The following is a 25,065-nucleotide window of genomic DNA, read 5'->3' as shown; positions in this document are numbered from 1 at the left end:
TATTAGCAATAATGCTAAATCATAAATTTACTAAAACACAGAAGTCTAACTGCATAAAATTTCCAATTGTGAACAGAAACTCTGTATCAATTATTTATAGCAGATGCTAAACCGAATATTAACTTATAGTTTGCACAATATTTATTTTAGGGACGCTAGCATGTCCAAGCGCAATATTAAACTTTAATATTGCGCTGTGAAATTGTGTGCTTGTATACATGTGTTAATCATTTAACTGAACAACACGCACAGGACCAATTAATCCAGAGGTTTGTAGGATTTTAGATTTCTCTTTTGTAAAGAAATTAAAGCCGGTAAATGTAACTCTTTCGCTTTTTGGCGGTGGCTCATTTGCATTGAGCCAAGGCACCGTTTTGCCTGTCATTTTATAGCCACTAGTATCTGGTAGGGCTTCGTCACCAATTAATCGGTTAACCCATGTATTGGTTACTTTTATTTCGAGTTCGTTGTTACCAGCTTTGATCACTTTACTGATGTTTAAAGCGAACGGTGGTTTCCATAATGTGCCTAACTTTTTACCATTGAGTGTGACTTCAGCTATTTGCTGCACCTCACCTAAATCAAGATAAATAGCTTTATCAGCATTGATTTGCTGTTTAGTAATAGAGAACGATTTGGAATACTGAGCGGTGCCAGAATAATGCTTGATACCTTCTTCTGAGCGTGTGCTCCAATCTTGTAATTTATCAAATGTAACTAATCCTGGACCTGCCAATTTTTGATCAAACTTAATATTCCACGGGCCAGACAGCTCTTTTATTTTCGCTGCTTTTTCAGCGTTTAGGTATATATCCTTAACCAGTTGAGAGTAGGCACCGGTGTATTGTGGTGCTTTACTATCTCGACGGATCAAAATAAAACGACTGGCGTAAGGTTCAAGTGCTAAATCAATGATGATTCGATTACCGGTCCTGCGGAAACTTTTGATCTGCTCAATTGTGCCATCATTATTATTCCAGATTTCTGGAGTACCATCTCCGTCACGGATATCGACAGTGATTTGTTGAAATTCTGGCTTTTCACTATGAAAAAAGTATAAGTTGTTCCCATCAATCCGACGTTTAGCAAATACTTTGACGGGTTCATCGTTTATCAGTAAATCGGGTTGTAATTTTAACTGCTTAATAGACTCTTCAAGAGTGGCGTTGCTTACAATCCCTTTTTGGTATGGGTTTATAGTGTTTGAGGTGTTTGGCCAAAGTTTATTAGCAATTTTGTTAAATTCGGTTCTATTTTGCCATTCGCTAAAACCAATAACTTCTTTTGGCTTACTACCAATGACAGTTGCACCAGCTGCAACGAGTTCTTGGATACGTTTTAACGTTTTTAAGTGAAGGTAATGAGTTTTAGTGAGGTAAAGCGCTTTATAGCGTGTGCCTTCAGGTAGGACTAACCAACCATCTTTTACATTGACACGATTAAGCAAAACATCGGTGTTGGTAAAGTCGTGTCCATAGCCTGCGGGTATTTCAACACCGCTATTTCCTCGTACTGGTGCCACGTCACCTAAGTGCACTAAAAAATCGGCGTCTGGCACACCTTGTTGTAATAGGTAAGATCCGCGGGCTAAATATTTAAACCAATGCGTGCCACCATTATTCCACCATGTTTGAGTACGATCGATATGAGACCCAATTGAGTCCATTGTCATACCTGGCTTAATATGATTATTAGGCTGATGGGCAAAACGATGGAACATGGTTTCGTTAATGCCTCGTGCCCACATATGATCACCATGATGCTTATAGAAGTATGGGTGACCTTTCCAGTTTACGGTTGTTGAGGTAAATGATTCCGCGGAAATGATTTTTTTACCGTAAATATGACCAGATGAAATAGCAGCACTGGTTCGCCCATGATAGACCTTATCTGTTCCTGGGAATGATTTTACCCAAAATTCACCCATTAAGCGGTCTGCTTTACCACCTGAGGCTAGTTCATCAAATGGCCCCCAACCATAAGGTTCAATGTATGCCTCTAAACCATATAGGTGAGATAAACGGGTAAATTCACCAAAGTAGTTTTCAACCATTAAATCAGACTGATGTTGACGTAACTCTTGTAAAATAGCTCCCGTATGCTCAGGTGATTCAATCACACGGCCGGTTAATAAGGGTAACCATTTGATAAGGTCGTAACCAAACTTTTCTTGGAAAGTGTTTTCTATACCTGCGGTCCAGTTTTGTCCGCCCACTTCATAACTGTCAATTTCAGTAGTTTTAAGTGACTTGATGCCTTTTGCTTGCACTTTTTTCATTAACTTACCTACAAAAGCATCAAAGTGAAACTGTAGGGCTTTGGCATCAAATTTATCCACTTCTAACCCTTCGCCTTCAACAGTGGCGGGGACGTTATAAGCGCCGGTGCTGGTATAACCAAAACGCAAGATGCGCCAGTCTCCTTTAGGGAGTTTTATGCCATTTTTGGGTAACTCGCCACGGTTTAATACTAAAACATCTTTTGCTTTGGTTATTGCTAACGGATTGATTTTTGGTGCTAAACTTACGCGGCCCCGTTCCATCGAATTCATTGAAAACCAATCATCAATTCGTGGTACAGACCATAAGTCGAATCGTTTAAGTGTAATTGGTTTATCGAAAACTAAGCGAAAATATTTAGCTTTATAGCCATCTGTTTTATCACTAACAAGTTGCGGGCTAAAAGCCCATAATCTAGCACCTGGGCGAGGGCGCCTTAACTTTTTAACGACGGTGGTAAAATTAATACCATCAGCAGATATTTGCAAGGCCGCATCACCATGACGGTTTGGGATTTCAATGTGTAAACTGCGTAATGTGGTTGGCTGATCAACTTCGACTTGTACCCAGTAGTTATCTTCTTTGTTTTGGTTGAACGTTAACGTGCTATCCCAGTCATTGTCAGTCAGTAAAGCAGGGTTTAATGTAGGATCTGAGACGGTCACTTTTGCATTTTCAAAGGCATTACTTTGATTATATTTATTTGCGGGTAGCGCAATAACGGCGACATCGCGATAAAACTGCTCATAAAAGCCAGGTTGCGGTGGAAGAATCTTAGTACCATCTTGATTTATTTGCACTGCTTGTTCTGACCAAGTAATACGCTTCATTGACATTTCAGGGGTTACCCAAGGCCCACCACTTGAAGTCCAGCCATCGGCGTTATGAATACCAAACTCAATATCATTTTTATCAGCTTGTGCGGCAGCATGAACAATGTGATCATAAAACTCGTCTGTTCCAAAACGAATAGGGCCATCAGATGAATAGGGTTTATTACGACGGTGCACATGAAAAAAAATAGCACCGCCAATACCTGCTTCTTTCATAGCTTTAAAATCTTCAGTAAATCCTGGCTTACTCATATTACCGTTCATGGCATGCATCCAAGTTTTAGGTGAGTAATTTGGGGTCGGATTTTTAAACACTTCAGAGGATATTTGCTCTGCTAGTGTATTAAACGAAAATACAGCTACAGCTAATGGCATAATGGTATGTGATTTAAATTTCATATTGTTCTCTATAAAAACTTACGGTACTAATTTAGTGTTTAGCTTAACCACTTTAGAACGCATTATTAGTTAGCTTTAGGCGCAACGTCATGATAGTTAATATCTTCCCCTTCGGCTTGACGAACTTCATCAAGGTACATAACCATGTCTTTATTTCTATTGGCGTAGTTACCCCATAAGTACCAACCAAATGAGGGGTAGACTCCCATGTCATCGTTATAGCCAATTTTAATATTTGTTCGGTCAACTATTTGTTCGCCATCCACCCAAATATTAATAGCCCCTTTATTTTCAAAAGGATTTGTTTTTACATTGATAACAAAATCAACCCAGCGGTCTTGGTAATCGACTAACTTGGCTGGTACGTCAAAATCTTGTCTTCCTTCACCTTGGCTACTGGTACTTATTTTTTTGCTATCCCAAGAGTAACCAATGTTAAAGCCATTTTTAATTATATTTATTGAAAGTGGTGGGATACGGTTTGGCTCTTTATTTTTATCTCTCGCACCATGTATTTGGAAGAATAGAGCTCCTTGATCACCCTCTATTTGTGTTTTTTCGCTAGGAAAGTAGACACTGAAGCCATACCAAACAGTCGCTAATGTGCTACTAGCTTTGTGCCCATGAAGCATTGCTTTTCTATCGGTGTTGTCGAGGACTTGTGGATCACCATTGTATTTTTCTGGCTCATTGTGATGCCAATGTAGCTTCGCTGAAGAGTCTCCATAACGCGCGATTGTGTTTTCAATCGAGAAAGAGTGAGGGCCCTGAAACTGTGTAAATAAAAAGTTTTTTGGCAGTGACGTATCAAGGCCAGGCTGGTGAGTGCTTATACTTAAGGTCGTATTCTGTGCATTCCATCCTTTATTTTCAAATGACTCATAGGTGACGGTATCAGAACGTTCACTATGTTTACCGACAGAGTAGCCTTGTGAGCTGTGTTGCTCCTCTGAGATAGTTTCTGTTTGGTTGTTGGTACCACAGCCTGATAGAAGTAGTGACAACGCTGCTAACTGATAGTATTTATTTTGCATGATTTTTAATTCCTACTGATTCTTGTTTTTATAAGTGCTCTACCATTGGACTTGATACTTTTGCACGGCAAAAGAAGGGAGGGTGTTTTTAATCTCTACTGTAGAGTTTTCATGTTGCCCATTCTTTTTGGTTCGAGAGGTACGCCATTCACCCCAATTAAGGGAGTTGATTTGTCCATATTTGGATAGGCTTTCTTTATAAACTTTGAGCCCGGTTTCGTTTAATGAATTTGTGGCCGAAGCTGTTGGGTGAGCATCGTTTTTACGCCATCCACCTTGGCTTTGCGTTATCAATGCTTCAGGGTGATCTGCAAAAAATAATTGATCGATATTACTCGTGTTATCAATCTGGGCGACTCGATATTTAAATTGGGTACCGGCAGGTTTATCGACATGCATTGATAGCTTAATTGGCTCAGGCTTTTGATACTCCATATTGTCTTTATTAAAACTGAAAATAAGAATATCAATATCTTGGTTGTTCAGCTTTTGAGAAAATATGCCGTCGATGTAATTTCCATTGTCGGATTGAGTTTTATCTTGTGTATTACGATAGAAAGTATTTCCAACCATATCGTTGAGTGCTAGTTGCGTCATTGCTTCAGGGCTGTACGAGCCATCTCTGGCATTTCCCCATTGGTAAATGTCTTTTATATTTTTCTCTAGCATCATTTTTGACAACATGGCAAAAAATGCGGAGTTATGTGACGTTGCCACACTCACGAATCCCGCACGTTTCATTTTTACGATGAACTTATATTCATGAATTTCAAAGTCAGCATTTGTGTTGTAGTCAGGGTGTTCGAGAATCGGGGCTATTTGCTTTTGATAGACCTCATGCATGTCCATTTCTTGTGGATGAGTGATATGCGGATAATATGAAATAGCTAAAAAATCATACGGTACATTATTTTGTTTTGCCCAACGTACAAAGTTAGGAGCATAAGCATCTTCGGTATTACCTGTGTAGTCAATATACTTACTTTTATGTGTGGCTTCTCTAAAGTGAGTGCCCACTAAGGCATTAGGAAGCACTGATTTTATTGCTGAAACTGTATTTTGATAATGTTCAAAAAATTCTTGCTGTGTTGCAGCCCAGTGTTGTGGTCTTGTGTCTATTTCTGAGCCAATTCTGAATCGCCAACTATTTACTTTTTCTTCGCCATAGGTTGAAACTAAGTGCTTTATGAATGCTGAAATATAGTTATGCCAAGCTTTTGCGCCTTTTGGTGGTAAACCGTTACCATATACGCCGATTCGGTCTTTGGCTAAATAGTGTATGCCATCTGACTCTTCGACAAAAGTATAGCCACGTTGGAATGCCCAAGGAGGGTTATCCAGTACGATCTGAAATATATCCCAATCATTCTCAAGCCAACTATCAATGCGATCAGTCGCCGCTTTGAAATTGTAGACGTATTTTTCTCCGTCCCAAATATACGTATCACCAGTAAGATCTTGGTTGTACCATCCACCTAACATGCGAACAGTATTAACTTTGGCCTTTCGACCAAAGGTAGCTGGTTTAGATTTAGGGTTACCACGCTCGGTCCTTACTGCGATATCAAAAAAATCATAAATCTCACCTAGCTTTTCTTTATCTGAGGTGAAATCAGCAGTCAAAGTCTGCGCAATTTCATTTTGCTGTGTGGTTGTATTATCTTTGAGTGATGTATCGTCTGGCGATTGGCAGCCTGAAATATATATACAGAGTGTAATTAGTGTGTGTTGAAGTAGTTTCATTGTTGTTTCTTAATTGTTTTTTATGTGACGTTTTTCATAAAACGATGGAGCGTCTTGTGGAAATTTTTCATGTAAAAGAGTTTTTAACTCTTGTTCAAGCGCTTGATATTGTCTCTGTCCAGACACATTGATGGTTGCTACATCGCTGGTAGTGTGATTGTAGAGCTCAGTACTCTTAATCTCTTGCGTTTTAGCATCACGCCATTCTGTATAGCGCCAAAGGCCATCCGTTACTGTTACTCCCATGATTTTTCCACGATTAAATAAACTATAAGCCGCTTTCTTGAATGGCATATCAGGGCTATCAGCTACGGTTAATAAGCTTTTACCATCTATTTTAGGAATGGGGAGCCCGGCTGCTTGAGCTACAGAAGGAAAAATATCAACGTTTTCAACGAGTGCGTTTGATGTTACACCAGCTTGGCGACTATCATGGGATAGCTCTCGGCTGATGATAAGAGGCACTTTCGTATCTAACTGCATATTGGTGTGTTTATTCCATGCACCGTACTCGCCCAACTTGTATCCGTGATCGCTCATAAACACGACCATTGTATTGTCACGTAATCCCATTTCCTCTAACGCTTTCATGACACGGCCAACTTGCGCATCCATGTAACTGACCGATGCGTAGTAAGCGTGAATAAGCGTTTTAGTCAGCTCATCATCAACATCCCCTTTTTTCGGAATACCGCCATACATGCGAAGTTCCCCCCATTTGGTGAGAGCTAGCCTATACATATTGTCTGGTTTATCTCTACTAGGAACACTGAACTGTTCTCGATCATAGAGGTCCCAATATTTTTTTGGGGCATTAAAGGGGAGGTGTGGCTTACTAAAACCGACAAACATTAAAAATTTATCATCTTCAAGTTGTTTTAGAGTATTGATTGCATCCGCTGCTACTTTGCCATCTTTATAAAAGTTGTCATCTACGTCGCCGGCTTCATAAGCAAAGCGCGTTTTGGCGTTTTCAGGATTCGCGTAAAAGTTATCAAGCTTTTTAATATGCGTTGACCAGTTTTCCTGATCGTCCGTTACACTATGATAAACCTTACCTATGCTGATAGTCTTGTAGCCGTTTTCTTTAAAAAGCTGCGGCATAGAAACAACATCAGGTTGATTGGGGCGTAAGCGGCCATCTTTTCGAATTGTATATAATCCGGTTGTCTCAGGGCGCAACCCTGTCATAATACTAACTCGTGATGGCCCGCAAATAGCTTGTTGTGCATAAGCGTTAGTAAACTTAACGCCTTCATTGGCCAGTTTATTAATATTTGGACTTTTTACATGCTCGTGTCCATAAGTACCAAGGTCACTTCGTAAATCATCGATCATAAAAACGAGTACATTTAATGGTTCTTTGCCACTAGTATCATCCAAAGCATGTTGATTTTGGCTTGTACTGCATGCTGTGAGTGTAAGCATTAATGATGCCGCAATTGCGTTAAATTTTGCCATTTATTACATACTCACCTGGTGTTAATCTTGTCTTATGAGTAACGTTTTTACTTTGCTGTAAAACCGTTACATCGCTTAAATGAGCCAAATCTAGTATTGCTGTAGAGTTTTTAGGTACTGTGAGAGAAATAGATGCTTGATCCCCCTTTAATGTCCAACTTAGTTCAATGGCACCATTGATTGTTTGTATTGTTCCGCCAACCTCATTTAGATACTGAGAAAATTGTGGAGATACTTTAAACTCTTTAAATCCCGCTTCTATAGGAGTAACACCCAATATTCCTTCATAAAACCATCTTGAAATAGTGCCATAAGCATAGTGGTTGAGGGAGTTCATACCTTGCGGGTTAAATCCATCTTCTAGCGAATATGAGTTCCAGCGCTCCCACGTTGTTGTTGCGCCATTGTTAATTGAATAAAACCATGATGGATAGCTTTCTTTAAACAGTAATTCATAGACTAAATCACTACGACCTGCTTTTTGTAAAGCTGAAGCTAGTAATGGTGTGCCTAAGAAACCTGTGCGAAGGTGATTATCGGCTTTTTGAATAAGTTCAATTAGCTGCTCTTGTGCTTTTTCAATGTCTGTTTGCTCAAGTAAATTGAACTCTAAAGCAAGTAAGTAAGCTGTTTGTGTTGGTTCGCCTTTCTTTGGTATTAGGTTTTGATCAAAAAATGTGTTTCTAAAGGCGGTTTTTATCTGTTGATGTAACTCCGTTAGTTGTTCTACGTCATTTTTACGATTAAGTACTTTGGCTGTATTTAGCGTTAGCTCAATAGAGCGAGCGTAAAAGGCTGTACCAATTAGGCTAAAATCGGTATCTCCTCGGTTTGCTTTTTTCCCCTGCGCTTTAGGGTAAGGTTGTAACCAGTCACCAAACGTTTGCATGTTAGAAATATGATTATTACTTTGGCTCTCGTGGTACTTTAACCAATTTTTCATCATGTCGTAGTTATCTGCGAGCACCGATTTATCACCAGTCATTATGTACAATTCCCAAGGAATAATAGTAGCAGCGTCGCCCCAGCCTGAAGAGGTCCACTTAATCCATTCAACATAAGGAATATATAAAGGAATTTTTCCATTATCTGTTTGTTCTTCACGCATGCTCTCTAACCAAGCTGACCAAAAGCCATATGAGTCAGCCATATACATTGAAGGTGTAACAAATGCATTGGCATCGCCAGTCCAACCAAGTCGTTCATCTCGCTGAGGGCAGTCTAGGGGAACATCATAAAAGTTACTCTTAAGGCCCCAGTTAATATTACTGAAAAGCTTATTTAACTTAGAATGTGAAGAGCTAAAATTATCGTAAAGTTTAATATCAGAATGTTGTACAAGCGCTTTTACCCAGTCCTTAGAAGGGACTTTTGAGGTATCAAATCCTGATAGTTTGATGTATCTGTATCCATGAAAGGTAAAAGTTGGTTTGTATTTAATACGCCCTGATTTTGATGGCGTGAAGTAGTTAGTTGATAATGCACTACGGTAGTTGTCAGTATAAAATTCGCCCATATGCAATGCTTCGGCAAATTCAATTTTTATTTTTTGGTTTGCAACTGCTGGTACGCTAATTTCAGGGACTCCAACCATATTTTGACCAAAATCAAACACAACACTGCTTTTGCTAAGGTTCAATATCTTTATTGGCGATAGCTCACTGATAACTCTGATTGGTTCGTGTCTTTTTGGGCTAAGTTTAATCGCTGGGTCTAAATTTTTTGTATAAACGCTTGGCCATGCAGAACTGTCAAAGTTTTGCTTATTCCAATTTGGCTGCTCTTTTGCCTGCGAGTAGTGCTCACCGTCATAATTACTTGCAAAACGAATAGGACCATTTTGCGTTACTTTCCAAGACTCATCAGTTGTAACTACTTGTTTAGAGCCATCTGTAAATTGTACTTCGAGCTGAGCAAGTAAAAGAGGGGAGTGAATATGATCTGTATCTTTTAAATCAGCAATCCGCGCTGAAAACCAGCCACCCGCTAATATTGATGCAAAGGTATTTTCGCCTTGTGTTAGTTTGTCAGTCAGATCATATGTAAGCGTTTCAATTCGTTTATTGTATGGTGTCCAACCCGGTGTCATTACATCGATTTTAGAAACTTCTTCACCATTAATAAAAGGTTTAAATACACCTTTAGACGTAATATAAAGGCGAGCCTGTTGTATTTTTTTGTTTATATTGAATGACTTTCTAAAATACTGGGGAGTTGCGATAGTACTTTTTGAGGGGTTTTGAGTCTGTTGAGTGTTGGGATGTCCAATCCATTGAGCTTGCCAATCTTTGTTACTTAACAGCCCGAGCTCTATACTTTGAGGTTTACTCCATTGCGATACTTGATTCTTTTCATTCCATACTTTTACTCGCCAATACAATTGCTGCCTAGAGTTAAGCGGCAAGCCTTGGTATTGAACCCAACTTGTGTTTGATGAGTTTACTTTTTTACTATCCCATAAATCTGGTTGTGTATTAAATTTGTTTAAAGTACTACTTACTTGAATTTGATAGGCCGACTGAAAATTTGAATGCGTATTTTGCGAAATTTCCCATGAAAAACGAGGCTTACTTTCATAATAACCTACAGGTGATTCAAAGCCTTCGCCTACTTTTAATTCAACGGGAGCTGCAATTAGTTCATAGGCTTGCTGTGAATGTGGTGTTTCTCTTTCACTGGTGCACGCTGCGTTAAAGCACATAATTAATGTGAGAATTAATGCCTTAACAAACGTCTTATTAAATAAACTGTATTGTCTTGATTTATTCATTTTGTGTGTGTGTATGTTAATTGGTTATTTTTTTACAGTAACATTTAAACTGTCATTTTCAAGCTAAATAAGTCATCATTGTGATTGGTTTTGATTTTTTATTCTGTGTAGTGATGTAATTTGATGGATGGATAAAATGAAAATGTATTTTAACACGCTGTTTTTAATAACTTTAATTACCATAGGGTTTAACTCTAATGGGACTGAACGAGAGGATGTTGAAAAAAAGATTAATAAACGTCCTAATATTCTTTTTATTCTTGCTGATGATCATCGTTGGGATTTGCTAGGCAAAAACCACCCTATTATAAAAACACCTAATTTAGATGTGTTAGCAAATCAGGGGGTGAGCTTTTCTAATTCATTTGTTACTACTCCTATTTGTGCATCAAGCCGTATTAGTATATTGACGGGGCTAACAGAGCGTACTCACGACTTCACTTTTAGCCGACCAGCAACCGGTGCTATTGAATCTGACAATATTTATCCAAAAAAATTAAAAGATAGTGGATATACGTCTGGGTTTGTAGGTAAATATGAAATTAAGTTATCAGGTGAGGTTTCAGAAAGGTTTGATTACTTTGAGCCGCTGCTACATTCAAAAACAAATACTTATAAAGGTAGCGAAATTCCTCAAACTCATTATATTGCGCAAAGAGCTAAAGACTTCATTGTAAATGTGCAAAATTCTTCTAAGCCTTGGGTACTCAATGTTAACTTTTGGAACCCTCATGCACTTGATAGTGACAAAAAGGATCAATATCACTACCCAGCAAAATTCGAAAACTTATATAGTGATATAACGATTCCTCCTGCAAAGTTATCTGATGATGCGACATTTGAAGCATTGCCTGATTTTTTACAGAAATCTGTTGGTCGTGTCCGTTGGAAGTACAGGTATGCAAATGACGCAATGTACCAAAAAATGATTAAACGCCATTATCGTGCAATCAGTGCGGTTGATGAAGGTGTTGGTCAAATTATTAAGCAGTTAGAGCAGCTAGATATGCTAAAAAATACGGTTGTTATTTATACGGGCGATAACGGGTATAGCCTTAATGAACGTCAACTAGCAGGTAAATGGTTTGGTTGGGAAGAGGACCTGAGAGTGCCTCTAATTATTTACGATCCACGTAACACTAAAAATCAGGGGAGTAATATTGAAGAAACGGCGCTTAACATTGATATAGCCCCTACTATTTTAGACTACGCAAGTGTTGCAATACCTGAAACCTACCAAGGTAGTAGCTTAGTTAGTTTAGTTAAAGATGAACAAGTTTCTTTATGGCGAGACGAGTTTTTCTTTGAGCATATGTATCAGCCTAAAAGAGTATCTATACCACCGATGGTGGGTGTACGAACAAACAATTGGAAGTTTGTGGATTTTTATAAAAATAACTATTTACAACTTTATAACTTACTTGAAGATCCCCAAGAGAAATTTAATTTAGCTTCACTCCCTGAGTATAAATCTAAAGTTGAATATTTTCGCAAGCGCACAGGTGAATATATTAAAATGTATGAAGATCAAAGAACCATAGAGGTTAAAGAAAGAGCTAACTTTTTAAATAGTAGGCAGTAAATTTAGCCCATCAGAGGCTTCTTTTACTAAGAAACCTCTGATTTTTAGTATAAGTAAGTGCCTTTAGCTAAAAATATGCTTTAGGGAAAGGTAGGCTTGTTTTATATCATCGATAAGTAATGTAATCTTCTCTGGTTTATGGCGTGTATAAGGGTATACGGCAAAAACACCTAAAGAGCGTGTTTCATAGTTTTTTAAAACTTGTACCAATTTACCGCTTTTTAGTTCTTCATAGACGCTACACTTAGGCACGTATATTAAGCCTACGTTATTAAGAGCTGCTTTTTTTAATGATAATGCATTATTAGATGACATACTGCCATTTACTATTATTGAAGTTAGACCTTCATTTAGAGTAAAGCGCCATTCATTACTCCCGTTAGCTTGTAAGTCATAACATAAGCAATTGTGTTTTTTTAAGCTGTTTATATCGACGATAGCTTCAGCGTCGGCTAAATACTTTGGAGATGCGCAAACAACCCAATTTGACTCTAACAGCGGAACTGCTATTAATGATGAGTCTGTTAAAATAGCAGTTCTTATTGCTAAATCAACTCCTTCATCAACTAGGTCAACGAGTTTATTCTCTAATCGTAACTCTATACTGACTTTAGGGTACTTCTTACAAAACTTTGCAACTAAATCGGCCAGCAACAGCTCTCCTGATATAGTAGGTACTGACATCACAATATGCCCAGAAACTTCTTTGGAAAGCTCGTTCACTGCACTAAATGCATCATTTGCTTGCTGATTGATCCCTTTTGCATATTCATAAAGTAGTTTACCTGCATCTGTTAAGCTCAGCTTCCTTGTTGTTCTGTAGAGTAACTGAGTATTTAGCTTACTTTCCAAAGCAGATACTTTTTTGCTAACAGCTGTTTTTGATAGCCCCATTTTTAATGCGGCTTGGCTAAATGAGTTTTCCTCAACAACTATAGCAAAGATAGCTAATTCTGAAGCCCCTACCATAAACCCTCTTTATTATGACCTTAATGGAAACAGTTTATAACTTTATCTTGAATATACACATAAAAAAATGGGTAGTATATTGTCTTCTTTAATTATCAACAGTTAGTTACCTAGAATAGAAAGTAATGAAGCTATTTATGCTTTTTATTTTTATTGGGAGTAACTGGGTAATATTCAAGATATTGAATATTGGGCGACTTAAGCTGTCTATGCCAAATAAGCTCTGGTTTATGGTGAGTGAGCTAAAGCGATTCATTACCATCTTGCTATGAAAAGTATTTAAAATTGACAACTAAAATTTTTTATAGCTGCTTTAAGTTGAGTAAAATACGAAGGGTGAAAAATTGGAAAGGTTAATACCAGCTCTAAAAAAAGACAACGTTAACATTGAACTAATTATGTTAATTAGAACAATTCTAGCAGCTTCTAAAGAGATCTCCTTTAGAGTTAGTCAAGGTGCGCTTGCTGGTGTACTTGGCTCAACCTTAGATGAGAATATTCAGGGAGAAGTCCAAAAAAAATTGGACGTTATTGCAAACCAGCTACTCAAAGATATGCTGCTAAATGACGACTCTGTTCGCGCCATTGCCTCAGAAGAAGAAGACTTTGTCGTTGCTGCTACACCAAAGGCACCTTATATCGTTGCATTCGACCCATTAGACGGCTCGTCTAATGTTGATATTAATGGGCAAATAGGCACTATTTTTACAATATACAAAGCAAAAGATGATGTACCTGATGATAGCGAGCTACAATTTGCTCAAAAAGGTGAAGAGCAGGTGTGTGCCGGATATGTCCTCTACGGTGCTTCAACTCTACTTGTTATGACGACAGGAGGCCCAACGCGTTGTTACACACTAGACTCTACTCATGGAGGCTACCTGTTAACAGAAAATAACTTCGATATTCCGGGAAAAACTAAAGAATTCGCAGTGAATATTGCAAACTATCGCTACTGGCCAGAAAAGGTTCAGTGTTATTTTGATGAGGTCTTATATCAAAGTGATGCATTTTCAGGTTCTTCCATGAGATGGAATGCGGCTATGGTAGGTGATATTCACCGCATTATTAGCCGTGGTGGATTATTCTTGTACCCACAAGATACTAGAAGCGGGAATAGTAATGGCAAAATCAGGCTGCTATATGAAGCTAACCCCCTTGCTTTACTTGTAGAAAAAAGTGGGGGCTTAGCAACAAGCTTAGGTCAGTCAATTTTAACCATTAAGCCGACTTCCCTTCATCAGCGTGTACCCGTAACTATAGGTTCTAAAGAGCAGGTTGAATATTATAATAAGTCTACTATTTAGCGTTAAATACAAAAATTGCTCGTCAAGCTACCTATAAGTCGTAGCTGCATGCTTATAGACTTTAGGTTTCTTTTGCAGGGTTATTCAGGTTAAACGGAAATCGTTTATATATGGTAAATGATTGGAACTTGTTGTGTTTATGAAGTTGAAGAGGCTGAAAATAATGCTGATTTATATATTGTATTTAAACTGGAGTATATAGGGTTTGCGTACTCACATATTTGATATTGACGGTACTTTAACTAAAAGTGGCAATGATTTATGGTTCTTAGTTATGCAAGAGCTATGTGAACCAACGGCTTTCAAAGCGATGGTTTTAGCGTGGGAAGCAAAAAGTAAAACGTATGAAAACTCGCATACTCTACTTGTAGGTGCACTTGGTTTACTCCGGGGTGTTGAAAATGCACAAGAGAAGATCTTTAATACAGCTAAAAGGCTAACCCTAGACTTAATAGATAAGGATTTTGTACCAAAACAAGCCATTATTGCACTCAGGCAAAGTATACAGATCTGCGATTTGATCGTATTAAGCACAGCTAACTATATTGAGGCAGCAAGGGGTTTTACAGCAGCTTTAGTGGAGCGAAACTTAATTAGTCAGTTTGAATATAATAGGCTTGTTATATTAGCAACTAATACTAATTGGGAAAAATTTTCCGTAGAGTGTTTTAATATGGGCGATGTGAAAATACATACTTTTTACAGATATTTACAACAAAAGAACTATCCTCTTAGGGTACCTGACAAGGTGTTTATCGATGACCCTCAGTTTAATGATGCGTCATTAGCGAATGAATCTTTAGGAGTCGTAGTAGTAGATAACCCTAAGAACAGAGATTACATAAGAAATACAGGATTTGAGCGAGTATACTGGTAATAAACATAGAAGAAGCCCCAGACAAAAGGGCTTCTGTTTCGAGGTTACGGTGTGGCGCAGGGTACAATAATTACCTCTATACCCTGACTTTCAAAGTCCTTGATTAGTTTTTTATCTGCATTCGAGTCAGTAATTAGAATGTCGACTTCAGACAGCGGGCAAAAAATAAAATTACTATGCTGACCCAGCTTAGTACTGTCAGCTAAAATAACCAATTTCTCAGTTTGCTTTTTTAATTTTTGTTCTGATCTAATGAGCAATGGGTCTGACTCCATGACTCCAAATTCCCCTATCCCTGGCGTGCCCATAAACATCATAGTAGCCCGATAATTTTCGGTGGTATCACTTTCATATGAGCTGAGAATAATGCCTTGATCTCTATAAATTTCGCCACCAGGTAACGAAACTTGGTTATCACTATTTTCCGTAATGTAGTTAGCTAATACAAAAGAGTTTGTAAGTATATTTAACTGTAACTTAGCAAGGTATTCGCCCATCATAAAAGTTGAGCTACCACCATTGATTATAATGGAGTCACCATCAGAACATAACTCAACCGCACGTTTTGCAATAAGCTTTTTTGTATTAGCTTGCTTTGTCTTATCTACAACAAATGAAGAGCTAGAGATATTTTTTTTCTTCTTCTCTCCTGTTATAGATTCTGCACCGCCTCTAATTTTAGTTATTTCACCACGTTTAGACATTTTAGTAATATCACGTCTAATAGTAGCTTCTGAAGCATTTAGCAACTGAGTTAGATTACGCACACTCGCAAACTGGCGTTGCTCTAAAATGTCTATGATTAATTGTTGCCTATGCTTTTCTAGCATAGGTAATGATTGTTCATTGGTGACAATACTTACAGAAGATTTATTCATATTAAATAGAAATTAACCATTAAAAAATTAGTCATATAACTATATCACACCTGACCACAAAAGACATTTTTTGACATGATTTGATTTTTTTGATGCAGCCTCTAACTTCTTTTTCGTATTAACCATTAGTTAAGTGGGCGTTCTAGTAGACAAAAAACACTTAATATAATATTTACGAGTTTGACAAAAATATTACTTTCAGTCATTATCGCTCAATATAATCATTTACAATCACATAGCCTGCAGTTAGAATCATTCAGCTAAATACTTCTTGAACAATAAGAATACTAAAGCAGTGAATTATCGATAGTGGCTTATGTAGATTTAATCTAAGGATGTAATTGTGAAAGTAGCTGTACTAGGTGAATGCATGATTGAATTGAGTCAACAAAGTGATGACCAATTTAAAATGGGCTTCGGCGGAGATACTTTAAACACTGCTATTTATTTATGTCGATGCAATGGCGAAGCCGATTATTTTTCCGTATTAGGTGATGATCCCTACAGCCAAAATATGCTGGACGCTTGGCGCAGTGAAGGTGTGGGTATTAACCATGTAAGAATTAAAAACAGTAAATTGCCTGGCCTATATATTATTAATAATGATGAAAATGGTGAGCGTTACTTTAACTATTGGAGACAAAACTCTCCTGCCCGCACAATGCTTTCTGATTATCCTGTCATATTAGATGAAATCAAATCTTATGAAATGATATTCCTAAGCGGAATAACTCTTTCCCTTTACCCTCAAGATGATTTAGTTGCGCTATTTAATTGCCTATCTCAATACCGTAAAAAAGGCGGAATAGTAATATTTGATAATAATTACCGGATAAATAATTGGATGAGTACTCATGATGCAATAGAAGTTTTTACGAAGATGATGTCGTTAACTGATATTGCATTACTGAGCTTTGATGATGAAAAAGCTTTATATGGAACCCATTCAATAGAAGATTGTATTACTCGTTGGGTGGATTCAGGCACTTCTGAAGTTGTTGTGAAGAATGGTCACCGCGGTTGTCATTTTTATAAAGATAAAGCATGTACATTTTATCCATTAGAAACAGTACTAACTCCAGTTGATACAACCGCTGCTGGTGATTCATTCAATGGAGCATATATAGCTGCTAAGTTACAAGGGCGAAACGACGAAGCTTGTATTAAGGCTGGGCAGCAATGTGCTAGTACGGTCATCATGTATAAGGGTGCCATCATAAATCGCGATATATGTTTATTAGGTGGTGATTTATGAAATTTTTTAGATTTGCTTCTACTATTTTTGTTCTTTTTCTTTTATCTGCGTGCGGTAGTAAGGATGATAGTCAAACTTCAATTCGCTTAGCCCATCATTTAGATACTAAACATCCAGTCCATAAGTCACTTGTATATATGAATGAAGTGCTGCAAGAGTTATCAGGGGGCACTATGCGCCTGATTATCTATCCGTCAGCTCAAGTGGGTACTGAGCGTGAGGTCCTTGAGCTCCTCCAAATTGGTAGTATGGGAATGACGAAAGTTTCTGCGAGCTCGCTTGAAGCTTTTGTGCCACAAATGAAAGTTTTTAGCCTCCCCTATTTATTTAACGACGATGAACATTATTGGAAAACTTTAGATAGTGAACTTGGCCAAGACTTACTTGATGCCGGTACTCCCTTTTTGATTAAGGGCTTAGGATACTTTGATGCAGGTAGTCGTAGTTTTTACTCTACAAAGCGAAAAGTAGAGAAGCCTGAAGATCTTCAGGGGCTAAAAATAAGAGTTATGAATAGTAAAACAGCTGTAAGTATGGTTAACACTATGGGCGGTGCGGCAACGACTGTTAGTTGGGGTGAATTATATACAGCACTTCAACAAGGAATAGTCGGTGGTGCAGAGAACAACCCCCCCAGCTTTTATTTTTCTAAGCATTATGAGGTCAGTAAGTATTATTTATTAGATGAACATACTTCTATCCCTGACGTAATCGTTATTGGTACAAAGGTGTGGAATAAACTTAAACCACAAGAGCAACAATGGTTAAGCCAAGCAATGAGCGAAGCCACGGAATATCAGAAAGTTCTTTGGGCAGAGTCGACCCAGATGTCTTTACAAAAAGTAAAAGAAGCGGGTGTTGAAGTCATTACTGCAGACAAAATACTGTTTCAAGAGAGCGTAAGCCCTATTTATGAATCATTAGAAGGTACGATACTAGAACCTCTCATTAAAGATATAAAAGCTATGGGAGAGCCAAAGTGAAACAGTTTGAGCACGTCTTACACACAATTGACCGTTTTTTACGGATTTTATTAGCTTTAATGATGGCGCTATTAGTCATTGATGTAACTTGGCAAGTTTTAACACGGTTTGTACTACCTCAGCCAAGCTCATTTACTGAAGAAGTAGCTCGTTTCTTACTTATTTGGATAAGTTTACTCGGAGGAGCATATGCTTACCGAGAACAAAGCCACTTAGGCTTTGACCTGATAGTACGTAACCTGTCGGCAGCGAAAGCTAAAGTTGTTTTTCAGCTGTGTTGTCTATTAGTGGCTATATTTGCGATCACTGTGTTGATAATTGGTGGCCTTAATCTAGTACACATCACATGGACTTTGGGTCAGCACTCGGCGGTTTTGAACTTACCAATGGCCGGTGTGTATACCGTATTACCCCTAAGTGGATTGCTATTTTTACTCTATAGCACTTATTTCTTTTTCAATGCTCCAAGTTATTCAGTAGAGCAGGAGGACATCATATGACTAGTGTAATTTTGTTTGGTGTTTTTGCTCTTTTGCTGTTAATTAATTTACCGATAGCATTGGCTATTATATTTGCCACATTAGTAACCATGTTAGCGACAATTGATACACTACCTGCGCTTACTACAATTGCCCAAAGGCTAACAGCTGGTATAGACAGTTTCGCATTGCTCGCTATTCCTTACTTCATCTTATCTGGGTATATCATGGGGCAAGGTGGTATCGCACTTAGGTTGATTGAATTTGCAAAAGTGTTAGTAGGTCGACTTCCAGGTGGCTTAGCATTTGTAAATGTCATTTCATGTGCTCTTTTTGGCTCTATATCAGGCTCTGCAGTAGCTGCGACTTCAGCTATTGGTGGTTTTATGATCCCGGCAATGAAAAAAGAGGGATATGACAAACCATTTAGCACGGCTGTGACGGTTACCGCTGCCACAACAGGTATGTTGATCCCGCCAAGTAATATTTTGATCATTTACTCACTTGCTAGTGGTGGGGTTTCGATTGCTGCCTTGTTTATTGCAGGATATTTACCGGGCCTTTTAGTGACATTGTTACTCATCGCTGGCGCTGCAATATATGTTAAACGTAAAAATATTCAGCCGTTGTCCAATGAGTCAATCGGACCGTTTTGGCCTTCCTTATTTGGTGCTATTCCAAGCCTATTTTTGATTGTTTTAATCATCGGAGGAATCATTGGAGGCTTCTTCACACCAACGGAAGCTGGCGCAATTGCTGTACTTTATTCATTGGTTGTGTCTTTAGTTTTTTATAAAGAGCTAAGCTACAAAGACCTTTATCCAATTTTACTTAAAGCGGTTAATACAACCGCTATTGTCATGTTGTTAATCGGTGCGTCATCTGCAATGTCTTGGTTAATGTCTTATGAGTTGATCCCGCAGACAATCAGCCAAACACTTCTAGCATTATCAGAGAATCCATTAGTTATTCTATTAATAATTAATATTACGTTGTTATTGATAGGCACCTTTATGGACATGACGCCTGCGGTATTGATATTTACACCAATATTTTTACCTGTTGCTGAAAGTTTAGGCATCTCACCTCTGCACTTCGGCATAATGATGATCTTAAATTTATCAATAGGACTGTGTACACCGCCGGTAGGTAGCGTTCTATTTGTTGGCTGCAGTATTGGTAAGGTTTCAATCAGTCAGATTGTTAAACCCATATTGCCATTATACGTAGCGATGGTAGTGGCACTTGTTTTAGTCACAATCTTTCCTTCGATTAGTGAGTTTTTACCTCAACTTTTAGGTTTAATCTAAGAAGGCTATTTATTTAAACCGTTTAATAGGAATTTAGTAATGAACACATATTTACAACAACAGTTTGGTTTAGAGAATAAGGTCGCAGTTGTTACCGGAGCTAGCCGTGGTTTAGGTCAAGCAATGGCAATTGCATTGGGTGAAGCTGGCGCAACAATTGTAGCCATTGGCTCAAAGGCTGAAAATGTTGAAAGCACTATCTCTTTATTAAAACAAAAGGGTGTGAGTTGCTTGGCACTTGGTTGTGATCAAGGTGATGGCGAGCAAATCAAACAAGCTGTTGCAGATACAATCCGTGAGTTCGGCCGAATAGATATTTTAGTTAATAATGCCGGTACGATTAAACGTTCACCAGCGCATGAGTTTTCAGATGATGATTGGAATGAAGTCATCAATACAAATTTAAATGGTGTGTTTAAATTTTGCCGTGAAGCCGGTAAGCATATGCTTGAACAAGGCTCAGGTAAAATCATCAATATCGCATCATTACTGAGCTTCTCAGGTGGAATTACAGTGCCAGCTTATGCAGCGAGTAAAGGTGGTGTAGCTCAGTTAACAAAAGCTTTAGCAAACGAGTGGGCATCGAGCAATATTCAGGTAAATGCGATCGCGCCCGGGTACTTCGAAACAGATAACACTTATAACTTGCGTCAAGACAAAGAGCGTCATGAGAGTATTACGGCTCGTATTCCAAGTGGTATTTGGGGTAAACCAGAAGATCTAGCAGGTGCGACAGTCTTTTTATCAAGTAATGCAGCAAATTATGTAAATGGCCATGTCATGTTAGTTGATGGCGGTTGGATGGCTCGCTAAGCCATCATTATTTAAATTTCAAATGTATAAACAAGTTATACAAAGGGGCAATTATGGACTTTATGTTCTCAGCGGATATTAGAAGCTACAAGACAATGCGTAATGATGAGTTACGTGATGCGTTTGTGACAGCACCATTATTTGAAGCCGGTAAGATTAATTTAACTTATACCGATGTTGACCGTGCTGTGATTGGGGGCATTACACCCGCAGGTGAGCCGATAGTCTTGCCAACACATAAAGAGCTGGCCGCAGACTATTTTTGTCAACGACGTGAAGCTGGTGTGATAAATATTGGTGGCGAAGGACTTATTACCGTTGATGGTACAGAGTACCCAATGAATAACCGCGATAGTCTCTATATTGCTAAAGAAAGCCAAGAGGTGGTGTTTTCATCGAAAGACGAAGCGAACCCAGCAAAGTTTTATTTAGCGTCGTATCCTGCACACCGTGTTACTAAGACCGTGCACGTCCCAAAAAGTAAGGCAAAGTTTATTGAGCTTGGCTCTCAAGAGACCTCGAATGAGCGCACGATTTTCCAATCAATTCGCCCAGGTATTGTGGATAGCTGTCAGTTAGTGATGGGTATCACAGAGCTTAAAAAGGGCAGTGTTTGGAATACCAAGCCACCGCACACTCACTTTAGACGTACTGAAGTGTATATGTACTTTGACCTACCAAAAGATGAAAAAGTATTTCATTTAATGGGTGAGCCAACGGAAGTGCGTACATTGCCAATAGAAAGTGAAGTAGCAATAGCGTCACCAAGCTGGTCAATCCACAGCGGTGTAGGTACGTCTAACTATACGTTCATTTGGGCTATGGGTGGTGAAAACCAAGAGTTCGATGATATGGACCACATTGAGGTGAGTGCATTACGTTAATTAGATGATACATATTAACTAAGCGTTCGCCTCCCATGTACCGGCGACCGCCGGTACTTTACATCTCCAAACAGTTTTGGGAAAGCTATTCTTAGCTTTGTTTGTTTGGGGTTACCCTATACAACCCACCGAGTGGGTATTTATCTTCTATCCGACAAAATGTGTTGGAGGAATTGTTGCACCTTAAATTTAGGAATGAGGAAAATTTATGGCCAAAATAGTGTGTTTAAAAGAGGCCGCTAGCCGAGAGCGGCGGTGTGGATTATTGCCCGCGAATGTCAAAGCGTATGTGCTGTTAGGGGCTGACGTAATTGTTGAGTCAGGTATTGGCGACGGTATTTTCATCACGGATGAAGACTACGTTAATGCAGGCGCCACAGTGCTTAAAGACCGCGTTGAAATTTTAGCGCAAGCGGATGTGATCCTCTCGGTAGATAAGCTACCAGGCGAGGATGTTGTGCACGCTAAAAATAAGACCGTGATTAGCTTTTTAGATCCATTCAATAGCCACGACTATGTGGACCTATTGTGTCAAAACCAGGTCACCAGTTTTAGCATGGAAATGATACCTCGTAGTACGCGTTGCCAAAAAATGGATGCACTGAGCTCACAAGCCAGCTTGGCGGGATATGTTATGGTGACAAAAGCCATAGCGGAATTACCAAGTATTTTACCGATGATGATGACAGCGGCGGGCACCATTAAGCCAGCGAAAGTATTTATCATTGGCGCGGGTGTGGCGGGATTACAAGCGATAGCAACGGCAAAACGCTTAGGTGCGGCAGTGACCGCCTTTGATACGCGTACGGTGGTTGCAGAGCAGGTGCGTTCATTAGGCGCCAAGTTTTTAGACATTGACTTAGGTGATACGGGACAAACCGCGCAAGGGTATGCACAAGCACTGACTCCAGAGCAAATGGCTAAGCAGCAGTCGGCTCAAACGCAGTGTATAGCACAATCTGACATTGTTATCACGACGGCACAACTGTTTGGCCGTAAACCGCCACTATTAATCAATCACGACACTATTGGGCAAATGAAAGCGGGCTCAGTGATTGTGGATATGGCCGCGGAGAGTGGCGGTAATGTGGCTGGCTCTGTGGCGGGTGACACCACTGTGATTGACGGGGTCAAAGTCATTGGGACGGGGAACTGGTCAAATGAAGTGGCTCTTAATGCCTCACAAATGTACGCCAATAACCTATTTAACTTAGTTAGTGAGTTCTGGCACAAAGACAACAACCACTTTGTAATTGACCTTGAAGATGACATTCAAAAGAGTGCGGTCATTACACATCAGGGCGATATAACTAATCAAACAATCAGTGAGCTACGCTCGCAACAAGAGACTCAACCTGTGGAGCAAGTATCATGACCGGTATTTATCTTTTATTTATATTAATGCTCGCCATCTTTGTTGGCTTTGAGCTTATTCGTAAAGTCCCTGCGACATTACATACTCCGCTTATGTCGGGTGCGAATGCGATATCGGGTATCACGGTGATTGGTGCATTGAGTTTGGCCGGTGGTGAGTCGCACGCGCTTGCCACATGGTTAGGTGCTGCTGCGGTCATGTTAGCTACGGTCAATGTGGTGGGTGGCTATCTTGTGACTGACCGTATGCTTGCGATGTTTAAAAAGCGCTAGGAGAGAAAGATGACTGATTATTTAGTATTTATAAACGGCGTGTATGTGCTGTGTGCTTTGCTGTTTATCTTTGGCTTAAAACTATTAAGCCATCCGTCTACAGCGCGAAGAGGTAACCTTTTGTCAGGGCTTGCGATGTTAGTAGCCGTGGTGGTGACTTTATTAGACAAGCAGATTATCTCGTTTGAGTTTATTTTAGGGGCGATAGTGCTTGGCTCAGCAGTGGGGGTCTTCGCGGCAAAGAAAGTAGAAATGACGTCCATGCCAGAGCTTGTGTCATTGTTTAATGGTGTGGGTGGTTTAGCAAGTTTAGCGGTGGCGTATGCGGCCATTGTGAATGATGCGTCAGCCAGTGTGTTTGTGCTAATAGTGAGTTTTTTAGCCCTATTGATAGGCGCGGTGACCTTTTCAGGGAGTGTTGTTGCGTGGGCGAAGTTAAGTGAGCGCATAGTGGGACGACCGATAGTCTTTAAAGGTCAGGCTATTGCGAATATAGTGCTTATTCTTGCGATTGCAGCGTCAGGGTATTTACTTGTTTCACAACCGGAGATAGCCACTTGGCATTACATGGCGATTGGGTTAGCACTGTTAATGGGCGTGATGTTAGTACTGCCAATTGGTGGTGCGGATATGCCGGTGGTTATTTCATTACTTAATAGCTATTCAGGGTTAGCAGCGTGTGCAGCGGGCTTCGCACTGGAGAATAACTTACTTATTGTGGCCGGCGCGTTGGTAGGTGCTAGTGGTATTATTTTAACAAATATCATGTGTAAAGCGATGAATCGGTCATTGATGAATGTCTTGACGTCAGGCTTTCAAAAAGTGCACACGAATGAGATGAAAATCGAAGGTGAAATAAAACCACTTAGTCCCGATGATGCCTTCTATGTGTTAGAAGCAGCTCAATCAGTACTGGTTATTCCGGGTTATGGTATGGCGGTGGCGCAAGCTCAGCATACGATGAAAGAGCTGCAAGCGTTATTGGAAAACAATGGTGCAGAAGTGGCGTATGCGATTCACCCAGTTGCAGGACGGATGCCTGGTCACATGAATGTCCTGTTAGCGGAGGCGGATGTCTCTTATGAGCAATTGTTTGAGATGGACGAAATTAATCCACGGATAGAAGGATTTGATGTTGCGATAGTCATTGGTGCTAATGATGTGGTCAATCCGGCGGCACGCGAGATGGTGGGCAGCCCTATTTATGGTATGCCGGTGATTAACGCAGATTTAGCAAAAAACGTGTTTGTACTTAAGCGTGGTATGGCCACTGGTTTTGCGGGAGTGGATAATCCACTGTTCTTCAAACCAAACTGTCGGATGATTTTTGGAGACGCAAAAGAAACACTCAATAGTTTAGTACGCCAATTTGCTGATTGAGTAATAAAAGATCAAGAGTGCCCTCATAATGAAGGCACTTCTTATATCATAAACTTAAATTCTTAAGCTAATACTCGGCTTCCACAATGTGGAATCATTATATAGAAACATACTAATGAAAATTTTGAAATAGTGAAGATGTTAGGCTTTAGAGTTTATTAATTATTTAAATACATGAATTA

General features: G+C 39.3%; 19 protein-coding genes. 12 read left to right on the top strand and 7 right to left on the bottom strand.

Annotated features, from left to right (window positions below):
- Window positions 1–223: 223 nt before the first annotated feature.
- The 5 genes from QMA08_RS17625 to QMA08_RS17605 all read right to left on the bottom strand — a co-directional run bounded on the left by QMA08_RS17625 (window position 224) and on the right by QMA08_RS17605 (window position 10,519).
- Window positions 224–3,511, bottom strand: a complete 3,288-nt coding sequence (locus QMA08_RS17625; RefSeq protein WP_290175077.1) for a glycosyl hydrolase — start codon at window positions 3,509–3,511, stop codon at window positions 224–226.
- Between the two features lie 65 nt (window positions 3,512–3,576).
- Window positions 3,577–4,545 (bottom strand): heparin lyase I family protein, encoded by a 969-nt coding sequence (locus tag QMA08_RS17620; protein WP_290175076.1) that lies wholly within the window; start codon window positions 4,543–4,545, stop codon window positions 3,577–3,579.
- Between the two features lie 39 nt (window positions 4,546–4,584).
- A complete protein-coding gene (locus QMA08_RS17615; protein WP_290175075.1) occupies window positions 4,585–6,288 on the bottom strand; it encodes a hypothetical protein in 1,704 nt (567 codons plus the stop codon).
- Window positions 6,289–6,297: 9 nt separating this feature from the next.
- The gene (locus QMA08_RS17610; protein WP_290175074.1) at window positions 6,298–7,749 is read right to left on the bottom strand and encodes a sulfatase; all 1,452 of its coding nucleotides are present in this window, start codon (window positions 7,747–7,749) and stop codon (window positions 6,298–6,300) included.
- Window positions 7,736–10,519: an alpha-L-rhamnosidase gene (locus QMA08_RS17605; RefSeq protein ID WP_290175073.1), complete on the bottom strand. Its 2,784-nt coding sequence runs from the start codon at window positions 10,517–10,519 to the stop codon at window positions 7,736–7,738. The genes QMA08_RS17610 and QMA08_RS17605 overlap by 14 nt, the downstream gene beginning before the upstream one ends.
- 136 nt (window positions 10,520–10,655) lie before the next feature.
- Between QMA08_RS17605 and QMA08_RS17600 the strand changes: the two genes are divergently transcribed.
- A complete protein-coding gene (locus QMA08_RS17600) occupies window positions 10,656–12,101 on the top strand; it encodes a sulfatase-like hydrolase/transferase (RefSeq protein ID WP_290175072.1) in 1,446 nt (481 codons plus the stop codon).
- 63 nt (window positions 12,102–12,164) lie between these two features.
- Here the strand turns inward: QMA08_RS17600 and QMA08_RS17595 are convergent, their stop codons facing one another.
- On the bottom strand, window positions 12,165–13,070 hold the full coding sequence (locus tag QMA08_RS17595) for a LysR family transcriptional regulator (RefSeq protein ID WP_290175071.1): 906 nt from the start codon (window positions 13,068–13,070) through the stop codon (window positions 12,165–12,167).
- Window positions 13,071–13,414: 344 nt separating this feature from the next.
- Here QMA08_RS17595 and QMA08_RS17590 point away from each other — a divergent pair, with 344 nt between their 5' ends.
- Together QMA08_RS17590 and QMA08_RS17585 are read left to right on the top strand one after the other, a co-directional pair.
- Complete coding sequence (locus tag QMA08_RS17590; protein ID WP_290175070.1) at window positions 13,415–14,377, top strand: class 1 fructose-bisphosphatase; 963 nt, start codon at window positions 13,415–13,417, stop codon at window positions 14,375–14,377.
- Window positions 14,378–14,582: 205 nt separating this feature from the next.
- Window positions 14,583–15,254, top strand: a complete 672-nt coding sequence (locus QMA08_RS17585; RefSeq protein ID WP_290175069.1) for a hypothetical protein — start codon at window positions 14,583–14,585, stop codon at window positions 15,252–15,254.
- A gap of 44 nt (window positions 15,255–15,298) precedes the next feature.
- Here QMA08_RS17585 and QMA08_RS17580 read toward each other — a convergent pair whose 3' ends face one another.
- Window positions 15,299–16,132, bottom strand: a complete 834-nt coding sequence (locus QMA08_RS17580; protein ID WP_290175068.1) for a DeoR/GlpR family DNA-binding transcription regulator — start codon at window positions 16,130–16,132, stop codon at window positions 15,299–15,301.
- 343 nt (window positions 16,133–16,475) lie between these two features.
- Between QMA08_RS17580 and QMA08_RS17575 the strand changes: the two genes are divergently transcribed.
- The 9 genes from QMA08_RS17575 (at window position 16,476) to QMA08_RS17535 (ending at window position 24,883) form a co-directional block, all read left to right on the top strand.
- Window positions 16,476–17,387: a sugar kinase gene (locus QMA08_RS17575; RefSeq protein ID WP_290175067.1), complete on the top strand. Its 912-nt coding sequence runs from the start codon at window positions 16,476–16,478 to the stop codon at window positions 17,385–17,387.
- Window positions 17,384–18,370: a TRAP transporter substrate-binding protein gene (locus tag QMA08_RS17570; RefSeq protein WP_290175066.1), complete on the top strand. Its 987-nt coding sequence runs from the start codon at window positions 17,384–17,386 to the stop codon at window positions 18,368–18,370. Before QMA08_RS17575 ends, QMA08_RS17570 begins: the two co-directional genes overlap by 4 nt.
- Window positions 18,367–18,870 carry a TRAP transporter small permease gene (locus QMA08_RS17565; protein ID WP_290175065.1) on the top strand — a complete coding sequence of 168 codons (504 nt, stop codon included), beginning with the start codon at window positions 18,367–18,369 and terminating at the stop codon, window positions 18,868–18,870. Before QMA08_RS17570 ends, QMA08_RS17565 begins: the two co-directional genes overlap by 4 nt.
- Window positions 18,867–20,159 carry a TRAP transporter large permease gene (locus QMA08_RS17560; RefSeq protein ID WP_290175064.1) on the top strand — a complete coding sequence of 431 codons (1,293 nt, stop codon included), beginning with the start codon at window positions 18,867–18,869 and terminating at the stop codon, window positions 20,157–20,159. The genes QMA08_RS17565 and QMA08_RS17560 overlap by 4 nt, the downstream gene beginning before the upstream one ends.
- Before the next feature lie 39 nt (window positions 20,160–20,198).
- Window positions 20,199–20,972: a glucose 1-dehydrogenase gene (locus QMA08_RS17555; protein ID WP_290175063.1), complete on the top strand. Its 774-nt coding sequence runs from the start codon at window positions 20,199–20,201 to the stop codon at window positions 20,970–20,972.
- A 53-nt stretch (window positions 20,973–21,025) separates the two neighbouring features.
- Window positions 21,026–21,856: a 5-dehydro-4-deoxy-D-glucuronate isomerase gene (gene kduI / locus QMA08_RS17550; RefSeq protein WP_290175062.1), complete on the top strand. Its 831-nt coding sequence runs from the start codon at window positions 21,026–21,028 to the stop codon at window positions 21,854–21,856.
- Window positions 21,857–22,064: 208 nt separating this feature from the next.
- Entirely contained in the window at window positions 22,065–23,231 is a 1,167-nt protein-coding gene (locus tag QMA08_RS17545) for an NAD(P) transhydrogenase subunit alpha (protein WP_290175061.1), read from the top strand.
- The gene (locus QMA08_RS17540) at window positions 23,228–23,503 is read left to right on the top strand and encodes an NAD(P) transhydrogenase subunit alpha (protein WP_273606506.1); all 276 of its coding nucleotides are present in this window, start codon (window positions 23,228–23,230) and stop codon (window positions 23,501–23,503) included. Before QMA08_RS17545 ends, QMA08_RS17540 begins: the two co-directional genes overlap by 4 nt.
- Before the next feature lie 9 nt (window positions 23,504–23,512).
- Window positions 23,513–24,883 (top strand): NAD(P)(+) transhydrogenase (Re/Si-specific) subunit beta, encoded by a 1,371-nt coding sequence (locus QMA08_RS17535; protein WP_290175060.1) that lies wholly within the window; start codon window positions 23,513–23,515, stop codon window positions 24,881–24,883.
- Window positions 24,884–25,065 lie beyond the last annotated feature (182 nt).

The sequence above is a fragment of the Pseudoalteromonas sp. APC 3355 genome (genome assembly GCF_030407615.1).
Lineage (GTDB): Bacteria > Pseudomonadota > Gammaproteobacteria > Enterobacterales > Alteromonadaceae > Pseudoalteromonas > Pseudoalteromonas distincta.
Note: the sequence above shows the minus strand (reverse complement) of the source record. Positions and strands in the feature narration are given on the sequence as shown.